The organism is Catalinimonas alkaloidigena, assembly GCF_900100765.1.
Classification (GTDB): Bacteria; Bacteroidota; Bacteroidia; order Cytophagales; family Flexibacteraceae; genus Mooreia; species Mooreia alkaloidigena.
In genome coordinates, this window is the sequence record NZ_FNFO01000011.1 from 191972 (window position 1) to 208909 (window position 16938).

Here is a 16938-nt window from a genome sequence, read left to right on the forward strand (position 1 = left end):
ATCATACGAGAATTAACGACAAGAATACGTACTCCTTTATAATCCAGAAAGTGTCACGCATTGTTTAGAGACAATTTTATAACATCTTCTTTATCTTCAAACAATTTCCTCGCAATTCTCATGCAAAACTTTTCCGCTGTTTTCGGCCGCTTTTCCGTGGCTGCGGGCCTGGCCGTCCTGTTGCTGCTGACCACCTGCCGACCGTTTTCTCCGCCTGAAAAGGAGGCCGTGCCGCTGGCCGAACACGGCATGGTGGTAACGGCCCATGCATTGGCTTCGCAGGCCGGGCTGGCGGTACTCAAAGCGGGCGGGAATGCGTTCGATGCCACGGTGGCCGTACAGTTTGCGCTGGCGGTGGTCTATCCGCGGGCGGGCAACATCGGTGGGGGAGGTTTCGCCGTATTCCGCCAGGCGGACGGCACGGTCGGTAGCCTCGATTTTCGGGAGAAAGCGCCTGCGGCGGCCGGTCGGGATTTTTACCTGGACAGCCTCGGAAACGTAATTGAGGGGATGAGCACCAGCGGTCACCGCGCGGCGGGTGTACCCGGCTCGGTCGACGGCATGGTCCGCTTGCACGAGCGGTACGGGCAGTTGCCCTGGGCACAAGTCGTACAACCGGCCATCGAACTGGCGCGCGACGGCGTGGTGCTGACCGAATCGGAAGCCGACAACCTGAACCGCTTTCGCGAGGCGCTGACGGCGTTGAATCCGGAAGGGACGGCGTTCGTCAAAGACACGACCTGGGTGCCCGGCGATACGCTGTTTCAGCCGGAACTGGCAGCAACGCTGGAGCGGATTCGTGACGAAGGGCGCGCCGGTTTTTACGAAGGCGAAACAGCACGATTGCTGGCAGAGGAGATGGAACGGGGCCACGGTGTGATCACAGCCGAAGATTTGCGCAACTACGAAGCGAAGTGGCGGGAACCACTGACCGGTACCTTCCACGACTTCCGCGTGATTGCCATGGCACCCCCTTCCAGCGGTGGGGTGGCGTTGCTGCAGCTGTTGCAGGGCAGTGAACAGTATCCGTTGCAACGGTGGGGGCACAACACCGCCAAAACGGTCCACATCATGACCGAACTGGAACGCCGGGTGTATGCCGACCGGGCCACGTACCTGGGCGATCCCGATTTTTTTCAGGTTCCCGTTGCCCGAATCACCAGTGAAGACTACCTGAACGGACGTTGGGCCTCGATTCAGCCGGATCGTAAAACTCCTTCGGAAGAGATCAAGGAGGGGGAGGTCAACCAGATCGAAAGCCTGGAGACCACGCACTTTTCGATTGTGGACAGCGCGCGGAATGCCGTCTCGGTTACCACCACGCTCAACGGCTACTTCGGCTGCAAAGTGGTGGTAGGCGGTGCGGGCTTTTGCCTGAACAACGAGATGGACGACTTTAGCGTCAAGCCCGGGGTGCCCAACATGTTCGGGTTGGTAGGGGGAGAGGCCAACGCCATCCAGCCGGGTAAACGGATGCTGAGTTCGATGACGCCCACCATCGTCGAGCGGAAAGGTAAATTGTATCTGGTCGTGGGGACGCCCGGTGGCTCGACCATCATTACGACGGTCTATCAGGTGGTGCTGAATGTGCTGGAGCACGACATGACTCTGCCCGACGCCGTCGCGGCCAAGCGGTTGCACCACCAGTGGCTACCCGACAAGGTACTCTACGAAACCGGTGCGCTGTCGGACGAAGCCAAAACGCAGCTCGAAGCCCTGGGACACGACCTGGAAGAAGTAAGTAAACTGGGCAAAATCGAGGCGATTCTGGTGCAACCGGACGGAACACTGGTGGGGGGACCGGACCATACGCGTGGGGGCGACGATTTTGCGAGTGGGTATTAGCCGAGGTATTTCTGCCAAAACCTTTGCAGTTTCGGAATAATATTACCTATTTAGAGGTTACGCAACCGATTGCGTAAACAAAGTAATCCGTGCGGGCGCGCCGGTCGGCCGATTGCTTTGCGGGTAATTTTTCGCTAAGTTGAAGTACTTTTTTGTACTACTGGACTTTTATCCACCACACCCATGAGTCCTCTTGTAGATGAATCTGAAATCTGGATGGCCTTTAAGCGCGGCGAGCGCGACGCACTGACCTGGATGCACCGTACCTATTACGACAGCCTGTACGGCTATGCGCTCAGTCTGGTGAAGGAAGAAGAAGCCGCCAAAGACGCCATTCAGAACATGTTTCTGAACCTCTGGCGCACCCGCGAACGGCTGAGCGACATCGCCGCCATCAAGAGTTACCTGTTCCGGTGCCTGAAGCGGCAACTCGTGGCAGAAGAGACCAAGCTACGCAACCTGCACAAGCGCGAGACGGCCTACGAGGCCGATCAGCCCTTCCAGACCTTTTCGCCGGAGGAGTTCGTCATCGACCAGGAGGCCGACACGTGCCGCCATCGTGTGCTGGTGGCGTTGCTCAACCGCCTGACGCCCCGGCAGCGCGAAATGGTCTATCTCCGCTATTACGAAGACCTGTCGTATCAGGAAATTGCTGCGACGCTGGGAATTAATATGCAATCGGTTGCGAACCTGATGCAGCGGGCGCTAAAAAAATTAAAAGAAGATCCTTACACCCACAAAGCAGTGGAAATGTTGTTGCTGGCGACCCTGTTGTGGTCGGTCAGTTGAGCTGCTCAATTACGCCTTTCAAAAGCGGAAGTCCTTACGGGGTTCCGCTTTTTTGTTGGGAAAAAATTCTAGCGGGCACTGAGTAAGTTAGGGCGATGGCTATATCCTATCTGATGAAACGGCATGTTTAACGGATATGGCTCCACAACTCCCACGTTCTCCTAAAAAAAGGCTCTTCTGGGATTGGTTGACCGGACAAGCCTCCCGCGGGCGCTCCTCCACCCTCCAAGAACTAAGTCAACTCCGATTTAAGGAACGGAAGGGCCTGTCGGCAGAGGAAAAAGAGGCGGAGTTGCGGAAACTCTCCCGACTGATCGACCAGGAAGAAGCCTTGCAACCGCAGAGCGCCCCGCCCTTCGGAAGGCGTTGGCAACTGGCCGCTGCGGCTATTTTGCTGCTGGGCCTTTCTTACCTCGTGTGGTTCTGGGTAGCCCAGCAACGGCCGCTGCAGTACGCCACGGGCTACGGCGAAATGCAACGCATCGCATTGCCCGACGGCTCGGTTGTGGTGCTTAACGCCAGCTCGCACCTGGAAGTCCCCCGCCACTGGGACGCCGAGGGGGCGCGGGAAGTATGGCTGGAAGGCGAAGCCTTTTTCGAAGTGGCCGAAAAGCCGACCGCCCACGGAAAAGCAAAGTTCATTGTACATACCCCCGACCTGCACGTCGAAGTGCTGGGCACCAAGTTCAACGTGCGGCAGCGCTCCGCAGGCACCAAAGTCGTGTTGAACAGCGGCAAAGTAAAGCTGGACCTGGGTACACAGGCCGCGCCCATCTACATGAAGCCCGGCGACATGGTCGAATACTCCGAGCCTACGCGGCAGTTGGTGCGCACCTCGGTCGACGCGAAGCAGTACAGCGCCTGGGTGCAGCACAAGCTGGTGCTGGACAACCGTACCCTGGGCGAAGTGGCCCAGACGATCGAAGAGATCTATGGCTACCACGTGGTTTTCCAGGAAGATACCCTGCGGGAAACCAAACTGGGCGGTACGCTCGACATCGACAACCTCGACCAACTGGTGGAGGCGCTTGCCATTGCGGCCGACCTGCAAATCGTCAAGCAGGAAAAGCAGCTGCTGATCCGCAACAACTAAATCAACCTCAAACCCTACCTCTTACACTATGATGCAACTCCGACGCTACTTATCGCTGTTGGCGATGGGATTCTGGCTGCTGAGTACGCCTGCCGGGGCACAGCAGATTGCTTCGGCACGTGTGCTGGTGCCTTCCCAGGGCGACCAACCCAAAGAAACCCTGATGCCTCTGAACGAAGTGCTCCAACGGCTGGAACAGCAGTTCAATGTGCATTTTCTGTACCGACTGGATGTGGTACTGCACAAGAAAAACACCAGCGCTGTCATGAACCACGAACTGGATCTGGAGACCCAGTTGGACAAAGTGCTCAAGCCTCACCAGCTGAGTTACCGCAAATTGAGCAAGAACAACTACGCCATTGTCGAGAGAGAAGCCATTGAACTGAAACGCCCCACCGGTTTTCGTGAGACGGCCACGCCCCTGCGCCCCATTCCGCACCTCCTGGCTATGGTCACGGCCAGCGTACAACCTCAGGCCCGGCAAGTAACGGGCCGCGTCACGGACGCCAGCGGCGATGGGGTACCGGGCGTAAACATCGTAGAACGAGGCACCACCAACGGCACCATCACCGACGTGGAAGGCCGCTTTACCCTCACGGTCGAAGACAATGCCGTGCTGGTGTTCAGCGCGGTAGGCTACCTGCAACAGGAAATTGAAATAGGCAACCGGTCGGTGCTGGATGTGACTATGGAAGAGGACGTGAAAGCGCTGGAAGAGGTCGTGGTCGTAGGATACGGCGAGCAGAGCCGGGCCAAAGTGACCGGGGCCGTCTCGTCGGTATCGGCCAAGGAGTTAGACGCCTTGCCGGTTGCCAGTCCCGATGCGGCCTTGCAGGGCCGCGCCGCCGGGGTCATCGTCACCAACCAGGGTTCGCCCGGCACAAGTCCGGCGGTGCGAATCCGGGGCATCGGGACGGTCGGCAACACCTCTCCGCTCTACGTGATCGACGGAATGCCGGCCGGGGGGCTGAACAACATCAACCCGAACGACATCGAATCGGTTACGGTCCTGAAAGATGCCGCCACTGCCGCGATTTATGGTAACCGCGCGGCCAACGGGGTCATCATGATTACGACCAAAAAAGGCAGTTCCGGCAAACCGCGCGTCAACGTCGATTCCTACATCGGCACGCAGAAAGCGTGGCGGCAACTGGACCTGCTCAACGTGCCGCAATACATTGACTATGCCCGCGACCTGCAGGCCGAAAGCGGCGACGTTCCGGCGCGTATCGCGGACGATGCAGCCTTCGCCAACAGCCCCTTTGCCAACATCCAGACCGACTGGCAGGACGCCATGTTCCGCAATGCGCTGATCCAGGACCACAACGTTTCAGTGAGTGGCGGGACAGAAAACGCGCGGTACAACGTCGGGGGAGGGTATTTTCAACAGGAGGGCATCATGCTCGGGACGGGCTTCAAGCGGTATTCGTTCCGCGCCAATAGCTCGTACACGCTGAGCAAACGCTTTAGCGCCGGGCAAACGCTGACCCTGTCGTATACCGACCGGCAGGTAGAGCCTTTCTCGGGAGGGCGCTCGCAAATTGAGCACATCATCAAGAGCGTTCCCTACATTCCAATCTACGATCCGACGCGGCTGGGCGGCTTCCGGGCGACCGACCGCATCGACGGCTCCGATCCTGAAAACCCCGTGCTGAACGCCATGTTGCGTAAAAACAACGCTATGAATTACAAAATGCTCGGGACGGCGTTCGTAGAAGTCAACATTTTCAACGGCTTCAAGTACAAGTTTTTGCTGGGGCTTGACTTTAATCTCTTCAGCAGTAACCAGTACGCGCCTTCGTTCAACGCCGGCGACTTCAGCGTCAGCACACAGGCTACTCTGCAGGAGGATCGCAACATCTTCTTCTCGCCCTTGATTTCGAACCAGTTCACCTACAATCGGTCGTTCGGACAGCATACCATCGATGCCCTGGCAGTAATCGAGCAGCAAACGTATAAGACGCAAAATATGCAGGCCCGCGGGATCAACTCTACTTCCAATGATCTTCAGGTAATTAATAGTGCCACTAATCCTAATGCCACTACAGGCCTGTACGAATCCGTGTTGCAGTCGTACGTAGGTCGTGTCAACTACGACTACGCCGGTAAGTACCTGTTCAGTGCCTCCATTCGGCGCGATGCTACTTCCCGGTTTAGTCCTGAATACCGAGTCGGCTACTTCCCTGCGGTATCAGCCGGGTACCGCATCTCCGAAGAAGCATTCATGGATGGGGTGCCCTTCCTGAGCGACCTGAAATTGCGGGGAAGCTACGGGGAGGTTGGAAACCAAAACATTCCTGATTACAGATTTCAGGCAACGCTTGATCCGAACTTCTTCGTTAATTTCAATGGAGTTGGGCAATCTGGATCGGCTGTTCGGGCACTGGCAAACAAAGATATCCAGTGGGAAACCACTAAAATGACCAACATCGGATTAGACCTGGGTTTGCTGGACAACCGCATCACGCTGACGGCCGAGTGGTTCCAGAACGTGAACGACAACATGCTGCTGGAAGTGCCCATTCCGCCTTCGCAGGGCTACGACGTGGCGCCCATTGCCAACGTAGGTTCCGTGCGCAACCGGGGGGTAGAACTCACGGCTGGGTATAACAACACCACCGGTGGGCTGACGTGGTCGGTAAACGGAAACATCTCGTTCATCAACAACGAACTCACGACGCTGGGGATCGGGAAATCGATTTTCGGACCTGGGTTCGAGAACGATGCCGTGACCTACACCGAAGAGGGACAGCCCATTCAGTACTTCTACGGCTGGGTGGTCGATCGCCTGTACCAGTCGCAGGAAGAGATCAATGCCGACAATGCCCTGGACGGCGACGCCAGCACACCGTATCAGAATTCGGTGACGGCTCCCGGCGACATTCGCTTCAAAGACCTGAACAGCGATGGGGTGATCAATGCCGAAGACCGGACCAACATTGGCCACTACCTGCCTGATTTTACGTACGGACTCAACGCCACGCTCAACTGGAGAGGTTTCGACCTGACGCTGTTTCTGCAGGGCGTTTCGGGCAACGAAATCCTGAACACGAACCGCTACGACCTGGAAGGGATGACGCGTCTGTTCAACGCCGGGACGGCCGTACTGGATCGCTGGACGCCCACCAACACCGATACGGACATTCCTCGGGCCATCGCGACAGATCCCAACCGGAACTCGCGGGTATCCACCCGCTTTATCGAAGACGGCTCTTACTTCCGGGTCAAAAACCTGTCGATCGGGTACACCATTCCGGCGGCTACGTTGCAGTCGCTGGGCAACGGGTTCATCTCCAGCCTGCGCGTCTACCTTTCGTCGAGTAACCTGCTCACCTTCACCAAATACACAGGATACGATCCGGAAGTCGGGAAATTCAATCAGGATTCGGGGAATACAGACCTGAACTACGGTGTAGACTACGGGCAGTTTCCGCAGGCGCGCACCTTCTTCGGAGGGATTCAAATTGGCTTCTAACCCTACAACTCACCACACATGAAATATAAAATTCTTGTTTTTCTGGGCGCGGCATGCTGGGTGACTTCATCCTGTAACGAAGACCTGCTGGATAAAGTCAACCCCAACGATTACAGCCTGGAGACCTTTTACCGCAATGCGGCCCAATCGCTCGAAGCGGTCAATGCCGTTTACGCCGGTTTGCAGGCCAACAACCTGTACAACCGCGAGTACTTCTTCCTGCACGATTTGCTGTCGGACGACTGCCAGGGGGGCGGGGCGCAGCTTGAAGCGCCGCGTGGTCAGGTACTGAACTACGTCTTCGACGGTTCTAACAAACTGGTGAACGACGTCTGGCAGGGCCTCTACCGCATTGTGCATCGGGCCAACCTGGTGATTGCCAACGTGCCCAACGCATCGGAAAACATCACCGACGATCTGAAAAACCGGATTGTGGGCGAAGCACGATTCCTGCGGGCCTGGGCCTACTTCGACCTGGTCAGCCTGTGGGGGGCGGTGCCGCTGTTAACCGAAATTGCCACCACACCGGAAGGCACACCGCGGGCCAGCAGCGAGACGGCGATTTACGAGGTGATTATGGCCGATCTGGCCTTTGCAGAGCAGCACCTGCCCGACAAGGGAGGCTACGCCGAGAGCGACAAAGGGCGGGCCGTGAAACAGGCGGCGCAGGCGCTTATGGCCCGCGTCATACTCTTCCAGACCCAGGACTACGCCGCAGCGCAGGCGCAATTGCAGAAAGTGATTGACTTTGCCAACAGCCATCCCGATCAACTGGGCCTCACGGCACGTTTCCTGGATAACTTTCAGGAAGAGAACGAAAACAACGTGGAGTCCATTTTCGAGGTACAGTTTTCCGAAGCCTTTGGCACGAACGACGCCTGGAACGGCGACGGACGCGGTGTGGCAGAAATCACGTTTCGGGGGCAAGAGTACGGCCCCAACGCCTGGCGTAACGTAATTCCGTCCGATGGGCTGGTGGCTGAATTCGAAGCCAACGATCCGCGCTCGGTCTATTCGTTCTACCGCATTGGTGACTTGTTCAACAACGAGAGTGATACGCTGACAACGTCGGATGTGCAGGGCAATACCGAAAAGCCGAGCTGGAAAAAGTACCAGATGATTTACAAGCGGGCCAACGAAGAGTTGCAGTCGGGCATCAACTTCCGGGTCATTCGTTACGCGGATGTGTTGCTGATGATGGCCGAATGCATGATCCAACAGGGAAATGTGACCGGTGCACTGGGCTACATGAACCAGGTTCGCGACCGCGCCGACGTGATGATGCCTCACTACCCAACGGCCGAGTATCCCTGTTCTACGCCGCAGGAAGCCATGACGGCCCTGATCCACGAACGTCGTGTGGAGTTGGCGGGTGAGCAGATTCGCAACCGTGACATCCGGCGGTGGCGGAAGGCGGAGATCATCGACATTCGGCCCAGTTCTAATTACCAGGCAAACAAACATGAATTACTACCGATTCCGTTCGTAGAAATCGATAACAACAGCGCCCTGGAGCCCTCTGACCAGAATCCCGGGTACTGAGCAAGAGCTTACAAGTAGAATAGGTTGTTCGAAAGGGCTTCTCTGTAAAGAGAGGCCTTTTCTTTTGGAGGCAGAACGGAATTGATCCGGGTACCAGAAGGTGGATGTGCAGCCACCCGCCATTTGTGAAAAGGCACCGATTGTGTACAGAAGGCTTATCACCAGGTGGATGATACAGCCGTAAATAGCCGCATCCGCGTTACTGAGTAGTGAACTGAGGCTTCCAGGTACGACGGTTTCCGCGGGAATCGACCAGCGTAACGGACTGAGCGCCCCGAGGCCATTCCCACGTGCGGGACGATTGTGACAGGTACGTGTTGCCGTACGTAAACTCCACGCGCGTAAGACGGCCATCGGCCAGACGTACTTCGGCGTAAGCGTCGAGGGGTTGCAGGGCCAGCGGCAGGGGGTGGGGCGTGTGCAGCGCGAATGTCCGCAGGCTGTCCTGATTGCTCGTGACCCAGATCATCCGCTGCCCATCGGGGTTGCGGAGTTCGGCCATTGCCTTGGCGTCGGTATCGACCCAAAAGCCGCTCTCCCGGTTCGGGACGACCGTGAAGCCGCCCTCCGTACTCCCGGCCAGCAGCGTCCCGATGCCAGCGTCGTACCAGCCGTAGATGGTTTCCGTGGCGTAGGAGTTGCCCACGGCCAGTAGATCGAGCGCCCCGTCGTCGTTAAAATCGCCCGCGAGCATCCCGTAGATCGGGGCCAGCTGCGCCGCGTCCGGAAGGGGCGTTAGGCGAAACTGCACTGTGCCCGACGAGTCGACACCCCGGTTTTCTAGAAACATCGACGTGACCATTTCGCAGGTGCCTACATAGGCGTCCTGGCGTTCTTCGTCCGAAAAGACCTGGCTGAATTCGGCTTGTGCGTAATCGCGGTAACGGTGGAAACGGCCCTTCATCCGGACCATCTGGTCGACTATCGCGTCGCGGGAGTGGACCGGGTACTCGTGCCGGGTTCCGTCGGGCCCGGGCAGGTAACAGGTCAGCACCGGGTCGAGGCTGCCGTTGCCATCGAAGTCTTTTGCATACACGCGCAGCGGATAGTCGGCCGAGATCTGGTAAGGGTTGTTGCGGCCGAGGTTGCCCGCCACGTAATCCAGGTCGCCGTCCTGGTCGAAGTCGCCCGCGGCCAGGCTGTTCCACCAGCCGGAAGTGCCTTGCAAGCCAACCACGGCGGTCACGTTGCGGAACTGCCCCTGTTGGTTCTGAAACAAGGTCAGGGGCATCCATTCTCCCGCCAGGAGCAAGTCGGGCCAGCCGTCCTGGTCGGTGTCGGTCCAGCGGGCGTCGTTGACCACGCCGACGTGCGCCAGTTCCGGTGCCTGGGTCGCCGTGACGTCGGTAAAGTGTCCACGGCCGTCGTTTTCCAGCAAATGGCTCTGGTCGGGGAGCGGGTACTGTCCGGGAATGGTGCGTCCTCCCACAAACAAGTCCAGGTCGCCATCGCGGTCCCAGTCGGCCGCCACCACGCAGGAGCCGTTGTTGTGCAGGGGGGGGAGCGCCAGCGTATCGCGTTGCAGGCGACCCCGCCCGTCGTTGCGGTACAACCGATCCTGGTAATAAGCATTCCCGGCATAAAATTCGACCCCGCCGCTGACCACGTACAGATCCTGATCGCCGTCGCCGTCGGCATCGAAAAAGAGGGCACCCTGGTCTTCCGCGCGTTGGTCGGCCGTAAACGCGAGGGCCGTAAAACTTCCGTCCGGCTGTTGCACAAACAAGCGGGCGGGCTGGTCTTTGGCCCCTCCCACAAACGCATCGTCCCGCCCATCGCCATTCAGGTCGCCCACGGCCAGCGCCGGGCCGGTCTGGGCATTGGAATGCGGCAGGAGCGGCTGCACCTTGAATTCGTTGAACGTGCTCTCTTGATGCCGGTGTGTCACTGCCGCAACTTGTTGGAAAAGAGGAGGTTGTGAGTCGGATAGTGAGGCCGGAGAGGAAGCCTGAGCTTCGCGATGACGAACCCAGAGGGTCTGGTCGGCCGGTACGTTGCGCAGCACCTGCACGCGTCCGTCGGGCCAGGTAATCCGCACGCTGTCTACCCGTGGGTCGTTGCCCAGGCCAAAATGCAGAACCGGTTCCACGGTCGACTGAAACCCGCGGTTCACAGACAACTCCCGAAACTGTGTGGTTGCAGGCTGATAGAGGGTGGCTTTGAGGCCGAGCCCCTGCCGGTTGCCGGACGGGCCTTCGCACGCGAGGCGTAGAAAATGACGGTCCGGTCCGGTACGAGCGGTGTTTTCAAACACAAAGGCCTCTTCGTCCAGGTTGTTGACCACCAAATCGAGGTCGCCGTCGCGGTCCAGGTCGGCGTAGGCGGCCCCGTTCGAGAAGGAGGGGACGTGGGTGCCCCAATCTTTCGTGACGTCCGCAAACGTCAGGTCGCCCTGATTCCGGTAGAAATAATTGGACGTTTTGACCACCGGCAGCATGGCCATCCGGTCGGCTACGTCCTGCCGGGCGTCGGCTTTGAGGTTGCCGGTCCCGAATTGGCGTTGCGCATTTTCGTAGACGATAAAATCCAGGTCGGTCACGTCGCGACGGTAGCCGTTCGTGATGTACAGATCCTGGTAGCCGTCGTTGTCGAAATCCGCCAGGAGGGGAGCCCAGCTCCAGTCCGTGTGCTGAATGCCCGAGAACTGCCCGATCTCGCTGAACGCCAGTTGCCCGTCGGGTTGCGGCCCGCGGTTCAATTGCAGAGTGTTGCGGACGTACTGGGGTTCGTATCCGTAGCGCAACTGAAGCTGAAACCGGTCATAGTTCTGCGAAGGCAACATGGTTTTCTGGCGGAGGTTGTCTTCCGGTAGCATATCGACCACCACAATGTCGGACCAACCGTCGTTGTTGAGGTCGGCCAGGTCGGTGCCCATGCCGTTCATGCTCTGGTGTTTCAACTCGGTGGCGGCCCGGTTGGTGAACTGGGGCTGCCCTTCGGCGACGCGACCGTTGTTGATCCACAGCAAGTCGTTCGACAGAAAATCGTTGGCGACGTACAGGTCGGGCCAGCCGTCCTGGTTGATGTCGCCGACCGCAATGCCCAGCCCGTAGCCTTCCTGCGTAATGCCTGCCTCGCGGGAGACGTTCGTAAAGACCGGATGGCCCTGCGGACCGGTTCCTTCGTTGCGGTAGAGCCGGTCGGTGCTGGGGTGACTGCCGTCGTTGGGACGCATGCGCGGCACGTTCTGCGAGCCTGCTTCCATCCGGTTGGTGAGTACATACAGGTCGAGGTCGCCGTCGCGGTCGTAATCGAAAAACGCGCCCTGCACAGAAAAGCCCTCGTCGGCAATGCCATAAGCGTCGGCCATTTCCCGGAACGTGGGGCGGCCGTCGGCATCCAACCCCTGATGCACCCAGAGCTGGTTGCGGCTGCGGTCGGGACGGTTGTGGGCATCGGCCACGCAGAGGTACAGGTCCATCCAGCCGTCCTGGTTGATGTCAACCGCCGCCACGCCCGTAGTCCACTGATGCGGCACCCGCGGCGTAGCCTGGGGTACGGCCTCGAAGCGCAGATCGCCCCGATTCAGGTAAAGCGCACTTTCTACCTGATTTCCAGAAAAATAGAGGTCGGGCAAACTATCGCCGTTAAAGTCAGCGACGGCCACGCCCCCGCCGTTGTAGAGGTACGGAAAATTGAAAATGTTCAACGAATCGTCTTCTGTAACGGTATTGGCGAACGCAATGCCCGTCCGGTCGGCGGAGAGGCGTTTGAAGAGCGCATCGGATGGAGGTGTCGGGGAGCAACCCGGTAGCAGACAAAGCAGGACAGCAAACGAAAAAGCGTAGGTGAAAAGCCTCATTTTCAGCGTGGTGTGATGAGAACGTGGAGCGCCGGAAGCGGGGAAGCCGGTCGCCTAAATGTACGGGTTTTTCGGGTGAGAACGAAGGAAACCGAGCATGGGAAAACCGGTGGTGTGTGGCGTATAAAAGGGGCATAAGCGAAACGGAAACTGTTCGAAAATGTACCCCGGGTGCGCGTCCACGAACAGTTGCCGCCCGGCCCTCTGCCTCTGCTCTAGCCTATGATCCGCTCATCCTGAAATACGCGAATTGGCACGGCGCTGGTGGCAGTAGCTACACAAACGTGCTCTTTCAAAAAACCTCTTACGCTATGAATCTCTTACGTTTTTCCCTCAACCTGGTCCGGCTATGGTATGTGCTGGTATTGGTGTGCGGTGTAACCGCGGCATTTGGACAGTCGTCGCGGCACAAACGGAAACCGCAAGCTCCGGAAACGGCCGTGCTGGAACTGGCCAAATTCTTTCACAAACCGTTGATCAAGGCGCAAATCAACGGCTATACCGGCTATTTTCTGCTGGATACCGGCTCGGATTTTACGGTGCTGCACGACGGCAATGCCCGAAACCTCGATTTCCGGGTGGTCAGCTTCAGCCGGAAGTACAGCATCGCCACCATGAGCGAAGTGGTGAGCGACGGGCTGGCCCGGGCGGCCGACGTGGAACTGAAACTGGGACCGCAACCCATCAAAACGAAGTTCTACGCCATCGACCTGAACACGGTGATCGAATCGATTTACCAGCGGGCGCACGTGCGGATTCTGGGCATCATTGGCAGTGACGTCATGCGGCGTTACGGGTTTGTGATCGACTATACGCAGAAACTCGTTTATTACCAGGTCGACGTTCCGGCGGCTTCGACGGTTGCGTTCGATCCGCAGCAGTTGCCGACGCCTCTGGCACCGTCCATTCTACAATAAATTTTGGAGGAGTCGAGGCGATGCCCCATTTTCGGGGCACACTTCATTTTTCTCTCCTATGCAACAAACCATCACGGTCGGTCTGGTAGCCTACGGCATGTCAGGCCAGGTTTTTCACGCGCCTTTTCTTCATACCCTGCCGGGGTTTCAGCTCAAAACGGTCGTTGAGCGTCATGCCGAAAAATCGAAAGAACGGTATCCCTACGTCAACGTGGTCCGGAGCCTCGACGAACTGCTGGCCGACGATTCCATCGAACTGGTGGTCGTCACAACGCCCAATCACCTGCACTATGCCGACACGAAAAAAGCACTGGAAGCGGGCAAACACGTGGTGGTGGAGAAACCGTTCGTGGAAAACACTACCCAGGCCGAAGAACTGATTGCGCTGGCAAAGCGGCAAAATCGACACCTGATTGTTTACCAAAACCGCCGTTGGGATTCGGATTTTCAGACGGTGAAGAAGGTCCTGGCGCAGGGAATGCTCGGTGATCTGGTTCATTTTGAGTCGCACTACGATCGGTACGTTAACTACATCCGGCCCGGCAACACGTGGAAGGAAGACACGCAGGGCGCAACCGGGGTGTTGTACGACCTCGGTGCGCACCTGATCGACCAAGCCCTGCAACTGTTCGGCGCACCGAAGGCCGTAACGGGCGATTTGCGTGTTGAGCGGGAAGGCAGCCGCATCATCGACAATTTCCACCTGACGCTGCACTACGACCGCCCCCGGGTGCTGATCCAGTCGAACATGCTGGTGCGCGAACTGGGACCGCGCTTCATTTTGCACGGTGTCAACGGCTCGTTCCTGAAATGGGGGCTCGATCCGCAGGAAGCCGCTCTGAAAGCCGGCCGTTGGCCTAACGAAGCGGGCTGGGGCACCGAGCCGGAAAACCTCTGGGGAAAACTCAATACGCAGTGGGGAGACCTGCACACCATCGGGCGCATCGAAACCGTGCCGGGCGATTACAACCAGTTTTACCACGGTGTCTACGCGGCCCTCACCGAAGACGCGCCGGTGCCGGTGAAACCCGAGGAGGCCCTACTGACCCAAAAAGTCATCGAAGCGGCCATTCGCAGCGCGGAAGAAGGCCGGCAAGTGGCCCCTTGACTGCAACAGGCATCTTGCTTAGAAAGTACGACCCGTATCTGCATAAGGTACGGGTTTTGTTTTCTGGCTTTTGCTATATAAACAATTAAGCTATGTTAACTAAATGCGAAGTTACCACTCTTCTTCCTCGTCGCGCAGCAGTTGCAGTGCGGCCCGCAGTTCGCGCAGAGCATGGTGATTGCCCACCCGCTGGCTAATGACGATCCCGGCTTCATAAGCAGCAATGGCGTCCTGTGGTTGTGCCAACTGTTCGTAGGTCTTGCCAACCTGGTAATAAGTGCCCACGTAGTCAGGATGTTGTGTCATCAAGTTCTGGAACAGGCGGATGGCGTGTTGCGGTTCTTCGTGCTGGTATTCGAGCGCCAGGGCATAGAGCAGAAACGGATCTTCCGGATCTTCCTGTTGCATCTGCCGGAGCTGCGCAATACGGCTATGGTTCATGATGGATTTTCTTTTCGGTCAGAATGGCCTAATTTCGCCTCCTTTACATCAATCACCAAATTAAACCTAATCTACATGAACATATTGGTTTGCATCACGCACGTGCCGGATACGACGACCAAGATCCAGTTTACCGACGGCGATACCCAGCTCAACAAAGCCGGGGTGCAGTTCATCATCGGGCCGTACGATGATTACGCGCTGGCGCGTGCCGTCGAACTGAAGGAGTCGAACGGTGCTACCGTTACGGTCCTGAACGTAGGCGAAGCCGAGACCGAACCCACCATCCGCAAGGCGCTGGCCATCGGGGCCGACAAAGCCATCCGTGTCAATGCTTTCCCGAAAGATGCGTCGTTTGTGGCGGCACAAATCGCGGACGTGTGTAAGAAAGAAAACTTCGACCTCATTCTGATGGGCCGTGAGTCGATCGATTACAACGGTGCACAGGTACACGGACTGGTCGGCGAACTGCTGGGAATTCCTTCCATTTCGCCGGTAATGACGCTGGAACTCGACGGCACCACGGCCAAGCTTTCGCGCGAGATCGAAGGTGGAAAAGAGATGCTGGAAGCAAGCCTGCCGCTGGTGTGCGGCTGTCAGGAACCCATCGCCGAATGGAAAATTCCGAACATGCGGGGCATCATGACGGCCCGGACCAAGCCGCTTCAGGTGGTGGAACCTACCGGCGTAGACGCGGCCGTTACGACCAAAAATTACGAAATGCCGCCTGCCAAAGGCAACTGCAAAATGGTATCGGCCGACAACCCGGCCGAGTTGGTTCGCCTTCTCCGCGAAGAAGCGAAAGTCATTTAGTGCGGGGCGCAGCGCGCAACAGAAAAGACCTGCGACCTGCGCTTTTTAGACGCGTGATTTACTAACCTATCCACCGAATAACTGAACTCTATGTCTGTTTTAATATTTGTAGAAACCGACGAAGGTGCGCTGAAAAAATCGGCCTTCGAAGCAGTAAACTATGGTGCCAAAGTTGCACAGCAGCTAGGCACTTCGGCCACCGCCCTGGCGTTAGGAGCGGTCAACGGCGGAGAGCTGGAAAAGCTGGGAAACTACGGTGCCGCTAAAGTGCTGCACGCTGCCGACGAAAAACTGAACGAACCCGTCATTCAGGCGTATGCCAGCGCCATTGCGCAGGCCGCCGAACAGGAGGGGAGCCAGGTGGTGATCTTCTCGAAGTCGTCGTTGAGCGACGGGGTGGCCTCGCGGGTGGCGGCGCGTTTGCAGGCCGGCATGGCCGCCAACGTAATTTCGCTGCCGGAAACCAGTGGCGGTTTTGTAGTGAAGCGCAGCATCTTTACGGGCAAGGCCTTTGCCAATTCAGAAATCACTACCGAGAAGAAAGTCCTTTCCCTGAAGAAAAACACCTTCGCCATTGAAGAGACCGGCGGTTCGGCTGCGGTCGAAGCGTTCTCGCCCTCGCTGAGCGATGCAGATTTTGCCGTGCGGGTGAAAGGCGTGGAGAAAGCTACCGGCGACGTGCTGTTGCCCGAAGCCGAGCGTGTGGTGTCCGGCGGGCGCGGCCTGAAAGGGCCGGAAAACTGGAACCTTGTGGAAGACCTGGCGAAAGCCCTCGGGGCCGCAACGGCTTGTTCCAAGCCTGTTTCCGATGCTGACTGGCGGCCGCACCACGAGCACGTCGGGCAGACGGGCATCAAGATCAGCCCGAACCTGTACATCGCCATCGGCATTTCGGGGGCCATTCAGCACCTGGCCGGGGTGAACTCCTCAAAGGTGATTGTGGTGATCAACAAAGACCCCGAAGCGCCCTTCTTCAAAGCTGCCGATTACGGCATTGTCGGCGACGCGTTCGAGGTGGTTCCCAAGATTACCGAAGCCGTTAAAGCCTTAGACTAACCATCTGAAAATGAGGGATTGTGCAGAGCGCAATCCCCTTTTTATTAAATTCGTATT

General features: G+C 57.8%; 11 protein-coding genes. 9 read left to right on the forward strand and 2 right to left on the reverse strand.

The genetic code is table 11. The annotated features are described in order from the left end of the window. The first annotated feature begins 120 nt into the window (after positions 1-120). The 5 genes from ggt to BLR44_RS23405 all read left to right on the forward strand — a co-directional run bounded on the left by ggt (position 121) and on the right by BLR44_RS23405 (position 8744). Positions 121-1845, forward strand: a complete 1725-nt coding sequence (ggt, locus tag BLR44_RS23385) for a gamma-glutamyltransferase (protein WP_089686735.1) — start codon at positions 121-123, stop codon at positions 1843-1845. Positions 1846-2028: 183 nt separating this feature from the next. Continuing rightward, positions 2029-2634, forward strand: a complete 606-nt coding sequence (locus BLR44_RS23390; RefSeq protein ID WP_089686736.1) for an RNA polymerase sigma factor — start codon at positions 2029-2031, stop codon at positions 2632-2634. 136 nt (positions 2635-2770) lie between these two features. Then, positions 2771-3727 (forward strand): FecR family protein, encoded by a 957-nt coding sequence (locus tag BLR44_RS23395; protein ID WP_089686738.1) that lies wholly within the window; start codon positions 2771-2773, stop codon positions 3725-3727. Between the two features lie 28 nt (positions 3728-3755). Next, positions 3756-7202: a SusC/RagA family TonB-linked outer membrane protein gene (locus tag BLR44_RS23400; RefSeq protein ID WP_245706152.1), complete on the forward strand. Its 3447-nt coding sequence runs from the start codon at positions 3756-3758 to the stop codon at positions 7200-7202. An 18-nt stretch (positions 7203-7220) separates the two neighbouring features. After that, positions 7221-8744, forward strand: a complete 1524-nt coding sequence (locus BLR44_RS23405; protein WP_089686740.1) for a RagB/SusD family nutrient uptake outer membrane protein — start codon at positions 7221-7223, stop codon at positions 8742-8744. A gap of 199 nt (positions 8745-8943) precedes the next feature. On the opposite strand, the gene BLR44_RS23410 is transcribed toward BLR44_RS23405, so the two are convergent. Continuing rightward, a complete protein-coding gene (locus BLR44_RS23410) occupies positions 8944-12546 on the reverse strand; it encodes a VCBS repeat-containing protein (protein WP_089686743.1) in 3603 nt (1200 codons plus the stop codon). A 311-nt stretch (positions 12547-12857) separates the two neighbouring features. On the opposite strand from BLR44_RS23410, the gene BLR44_RS23415 reads away from it, so the two are divergent. Both BLR44_RS23415 and BLR44_RS23420 read left to right on the forward strand, forming a co-directional pair. Continuing rightward, the gene (locus BLR44_RS23415; protein WP_089686745.1) at positions 12858-13463 is read left to right on the forward strand and encodes an aspartyl protease family protein; all 606 of its coding nucleotides are present in this window, start codon (positions 12858-12860) and stop codon (positions 13461-13463) included. Positions 13464-13521: 58 nt separating this feature from the next. Next, on the forward strand, positions 13522-14571 hold the full coding sequence (locus tag BLR44_RS23420; protein WP_089686747.1) for an oxidoreductase: 1050 nt from the start codon (positions 13522-13524) through the stop codon (positions 14569-14571). Positions 14572-14682: 111 nt separating this feature from the next. Here BLR44_RS23420 and BLR44_RS23425 read toward each other — a convergent pair whose 3' ends face one another. Then, positions 14683-15012, reverse strand: coding sequence for a hypothetical protein (locus BLR44_RS23425; RefSeq protein ID WP_089686749.1), 330 nt, complete (start codon positions 15010-15012; stop codon positions 14683-14685). A 75-nt stretch (positions 15013-15087) separates the two neighbouring features. On the opposite strand from BLR44_RS23425, the gene BLR44_RS23430 reads away from it, so the two are divergent. Both BLR44_RS23430 and BLR44_RS23435 read left to right on the forward strand, forming a co-directional pair. Beyond that, on the forward strand, positions 15088-15825 hold the full coding sequence (locus BLR44_RS23430) for an electron transfer flavoprotein subunit beta/FixA family protein (RefSeq protein ID WP_089686751.1): 738 nt from the start codon (positions 15088-15090) through the stop codon (positions 15823-15825). Between the two features lie 90 nt (positions 15826-15915). Continuing rightward, positions 15916-16881: an electron transfer flavoprotein subunit alpha/FixB family protein gene (locus BLR44_RS23435; protein WP_089686753.1), complete on the forward strand. Its 966-nt coding sequence runs from the start codon at positions 15916-15918 to the stop codon at positions 16879-16881. Positions 16882-16938 lie beyond the last annotated feature (57 nt).